At 64.7% G+C, this 3,869-nt stretch carries 4 protein-coding genes; 2 read left to right on the top strand and 2 right to left on the bottom strand.

What is annotated here, in order from left to right; all coding sequences use genetic code 11:
- Window positions 1-1,328, top strand: a 1,328-nt coding sequence (locus EOA33_RS27235) for an FAD-binding oxidoreductase (protein WP_245482448.1), incomplete at its 5' end; no start/stop codon positions are given.
- A 31-nt stretch (window positions 1,329-1,359) separates the two neighbouring features.
- Here the strand turns inward: EOA33_RS27235 and EOA33_RS27230 are convergent.
- Entirely contained in the window at window positions 1,360-1,836 is a 477-nt protein-coding gene (locus EOA33_RS27230) for an Lrp/AsnC family transcriptional regulator (RefSeq protein ID WP_127407051.1), read from the bottom strand.
- Window positions 1,837-2,058: 222 nt separating this feature from the next.
- Here EOA33_RS27230 and EOA33_RS27225 point away from each other — a divergent pair, with 222 nt between their 5' ends.
- Window positions 2,059-3,384: an FAD-binding oxidoreductase gene (locus tag EOA33_RS27225; RefSeq protein WP_127407050.1), complete on the top strand. Its 1,326-nt coding sequence runs from the start codon at window positions 2,059-2,061 to the stop codon at window positions 3,382-3,384.
- Between the two features lie 38 nt (window positions 3,385-3,422).
- Here EOA33_RS27225 and EOA33_RS27220 read toward each other — a convergent pair.
- Window positions 3,423-3,869 (bottom strand): (2Fe-2S)-binding protein (locus EOA33_RS27220; protein ID WP_190234382.1); only part of this gene is annotated, 447 nt, incomplete at its 5' end.

Genomic DNA, 3,869 nt, shown 5'->3' with positions numbered 1-3,869 from the left:
TGGATACGACCGCCTCGCGTCCGTTCAAGGCCACGCCGTACTGGTGGGACGATTGCGCATTTTCTGCCTTGCCTGTGGTGCCGCTGGTCCCCCGATGCGATGTCGCCATCGTCGGCGGCGGCTATGCGGGGCTGTCGGCGGCCATCGAACTGGCGAGAGCCGGATGCAGCGTCCAGCTTTTCGACCGGCAAGCCATCGGGCAGGCCGCGTCAGGCCGAAACGGCGGCATGGCGAGCGGCAGCATAAGGCCGAGCCGCAAGCAATTGATCCGCAGGTTCGGTCAATCTCGGGCCGATGGCATCCTGGCGGAAGGAAAGGCGGCGCGACAGGACCTGGCAGCCTTCCTCGAAACCGAAAGGGTGGAGTGCGACTTCTTCCTCTCGGGTCTCTTCGATGGCGCGGTAAACGATCGCGAATATGATGAATTCAGCCGCCACGCCGAGTTTTTAAACCGTTTCCTCGGGATTGAGACGTCGGCGGTCCCCCGCAAGGAAGTATCGCGGTATATCGGCACGGACTTCTACGCCGGCGGCTTCGTACGGATGGACATCGGAGGCCTTCATCCTGCCAAGCTGCTGTCGGGCATATTGCGGGTCGCCCGAACAACCGATGCCGTCATTCACGAGAACACAACGGTTCTGGGGACCAGCCAAGAGGCTGGTGGTGTGCGCGTCGCAACGTCACGCGGCGAGGTGTCGGCGAAAAAGCTGCTGGTATGCACCGACGCCTACACGGACGGCTTCGATCCTTGGCTGCGCCGTCGCCTCGTGCCGGTGCGGAGCCGCATCATAGCGACCGAGCCGTTGGGCGAAAGCGTGATGGACCGGCTGATGCCGAAGAAGATGATGCACGGCGACACGAGACAGCTCAGCTATTACTACCGGCCGTCGCCGGATAGCACGCGCATTCTATTCGGCGGACGCGACGGCACGACGGAAGGGGATCCGCTGGCGCCCACCACACATCTGCGCTCGGAGCTTGGGCGCATTTTTCCCGAACTGGCAAAGATGGGCATAACGCATAGCTGGTTCGGCCAAGTCGCGATGAACCGCGACATGGTTCCGCGAATGTTTACGGTTGGCGATACGGTCTACGCCACCGGGTTCTGCGGTTCCGGTGTGGTTTGGGCGCGCTGGCTCGGCAAGAAGGCCGCCTTCAAGCTCCTTGGCCAGACAGAGAGGGCTCAGTCGGCTTTCGATTTCGATCCGCCACCGAAGGCAGTGCCGCTATACCTTGGCAAGCCTTGGTTCATCCCATTGGTTTATTCGTTCTACGAACGAAGGGACAAACGCGCCATGCGCGGCAAGAAGGAGAGTCCCAAAGGCTGACCTTCCTATTTCGATGATCGCGCGTAAGGCCTCACATCGGGAACAGGCTGGGCAGCGGCATGTGCGCCTTGACGATAGGCGACTTCAGCACCACGAACGAGAAGTACTTGTCGATGCCGATATCCATGTCGGTTAGCCGCTCCATGATCGTCTGGTATTCGCCGATGCCGGCGGTGACGAATTTCATCAGGTAATCGTAGCCGCCCGAGACGAGGTGGCATTCGATCACCTGGTCGATCTTCTCGACAACCGCGAGAAAGCGGGCGAAGTCGACCTGGCGGTGGTTCTTCAAGGTGATTTCGGTGAACACGGTCAGCGTCTGGCCGAGCTTGCCGATGTTGACCTGCGCGGAATAGCCCTCGATGTAGCCTTCCGACTGCAGTTTCTTGACCCGCATCAGGCAAGGGCTCGGCGACAGATGCACGAGGTCGGCCAGTTCCACATTGGTGATGCGGCCGTTCTTCTGCAATTCGTGAAGAATCTTGATGTCGATCCGATCCAGTTTCATGGCCGTCTCCAAAGATCGCATGCCACAGCACAAAATGCTGCCGTACCAACAGCCTTGACACTACCACAGCCCGCGGGCCTGTCCATCCGAGCGGACACCGCTTTGAAACGCAGCGAGTTCCGATTTCGACCGAGCTGCCGAAATAAAATTCTGCTTCGGCTTCAACTGCGGCAGCGGCTGCCTGCGCAACGCGTTAGATTGGCGCTTCAAGGTAGAGAGACCATGCGCGCGCCGCTGCAGCAAATCGAGACATCTGGCAAACTGCCGCAAGCCGCGGACGTGGTGGTGATCGGCGGCGGCATCGTCGGCGTGTTCGCGGCCTATTATCTGGCCAGGCGCGGCATGAAGGTCGCGCTTGTCGAAAAGGGACGCATCGGCGCCGAGCAATCCTCCAGGAACTGGGGATGGTGCCGCCAGCAGAACCGCGACGCCCGCGAGCTGCCGATGGCGACCCGCAGCCTCGATCTGTGGGGCAGCTTTGCGGCGGCGACCGGCGAAGACACCGGCTTTCGCCGCTGCGGCCTGCTTTATCTCAGCAATGACGAGGCGGAACTGGCCGGCTGGGCGCGCTGGCGCGATTTCGCCAGGACGGCCGGCGTGACCACCCATATGCTCGACAGCGCCGAGGCCAGCGAGCGGGGCGGCGCCACGGGCCGGACCTGGAAGGGCGGCGTTTTCTCGCCGAGCGACGGCACCGCCGACCCGTCGCGGGCCGCGCCCGCGGTCGCCCGCGCCATCCTCAAGCTCGGCGGCACCGTGCACCAGAATTGCGCCGCGCGCGGCATCGAGACCGAGGGCGGACGCCTGAGAGGCGTGGTCACCGAGAGCGGAACGATCCGCACGAAAGTGGCGGTCATGGCCGGCGGCGCTTGGGCGTCGTCCTTTTGCCGGCAGTTCGGTTTCCGCTTTCCGCAGGCGTCGATCCGTTCCTCCATCCTGTCCGTCTCGCCCGGCGCCGAAGGCCTGCCGGATGCGCTGCACACGGCGAGGATCTCGGCCACGCGTCGCGGCGAAGGCGGCTACACGCTTGCCATCAGCGGGCGCGGCCGCGTCGACGTGACGCCGCAGCAGTTGCGCTTCTCGTCGCAGTTCCTGCCCATGTTTCTGAAGCGGTGGCGCAGCCTCGCGCCCGGCGGACTGCAAGGCGTGCGCTCGGGGCACGAAACGCTGCAGCGCTGGCGGCTCGACCAGCCGACGCCGATGGAGCGCATGCGCATCCTCGATCCGGCTCCGGACCGGGCCACCATCCGTCTGACCCATGCCCGCGCGCTTGAACTTCTGCCCGACCTCAGAAAGACGAAGATCAGCGCTGCCTGGGCCGGCTACATCGACAGCACGCCGGACGGCGTGCCCGCCATCGGCGAGATCGATAGCGTTGCGGGCTTCTTCCTCGCCGCCGGATTTTCGGGACACGGTTTTGGCATCGGGCCCGGCGCCGGTCATCTCGTCGCCGATCTGGTGACCGGCTCGGAACCGATCGTCGATCCGACATCCTACGACCCGCGCCGCTTCGACGCTTCGGCCTGGGGCAAGGTTGCCGATTTCTAGGATTTGACCCTCATCAATGCGCGGCATCCGCAATTGCGTCAGCCGTTCCGCAGAACAGCGCCAATAGGCGCCGGTCGGACGGGCGCCTGTCCGCGAAACCGGCCGACGGCGCCGGGCGTGCAGCCGGCCTGTGCCGCAACAAGCTCGACGGCAGCCAACTGGCAGTAGCGCCCCTGGCAGCGCCCCATGCCGACGCGCGACAGCGACTTCACCCTGTTAGCCTCACCGCCGCCGAAAGCCACACCCTGGCGTATGTCTCCTGCAGTCACGTTCTCGCAGCGGCAAACAATCGCGTCGTCAGGGAGCACCCGCGCCATCGCCTCCGGCCAGGGAAAGGCGCGGGCCAGACCGCGTGCGAAGCGCTCGAGCCGCGCGAGCTTGCGCAGATCGGCGTTGGCTGACGGCGCCGATTGCCCGAGATCGGCAAGGCACGCCACCGCCGCAAGGCGCCCGGCAATCTCCGCGCCGTCCGCCCCCAGGAGCCG

It is taken from the genome of Mesorhizobium sp. M4A.F.Ca.ET.050.02.1.1 (genome assembly GCF_003997725.1).
GTDB lineage: Bacteria > Pseudomonadota > Alphaproteobacteria > Rhizobiales > Rhizobiaceae > Mesorhizobium.
This window is presented reverse-complemented; position numbering and strand designations above follow the sequence as displayed.

Excerpts from the sequence above, each read along its gene's own strand:
- EOA33_RS27225 (WP_127407050.1), top strand. The coding sequence starts at position 2,059 with ATGCGCGCGCCGCTGCAGCAAATCGAGACATCTGGCAAACTGCCGCAA.
- EOA33_RS27230 (WP_127407051.1), bottom strand. The coding sequence starts at position 1,836 with ATGAAACTGGATCGGATCGACATCAAGATTCTTCACGAATTGCAGAAG.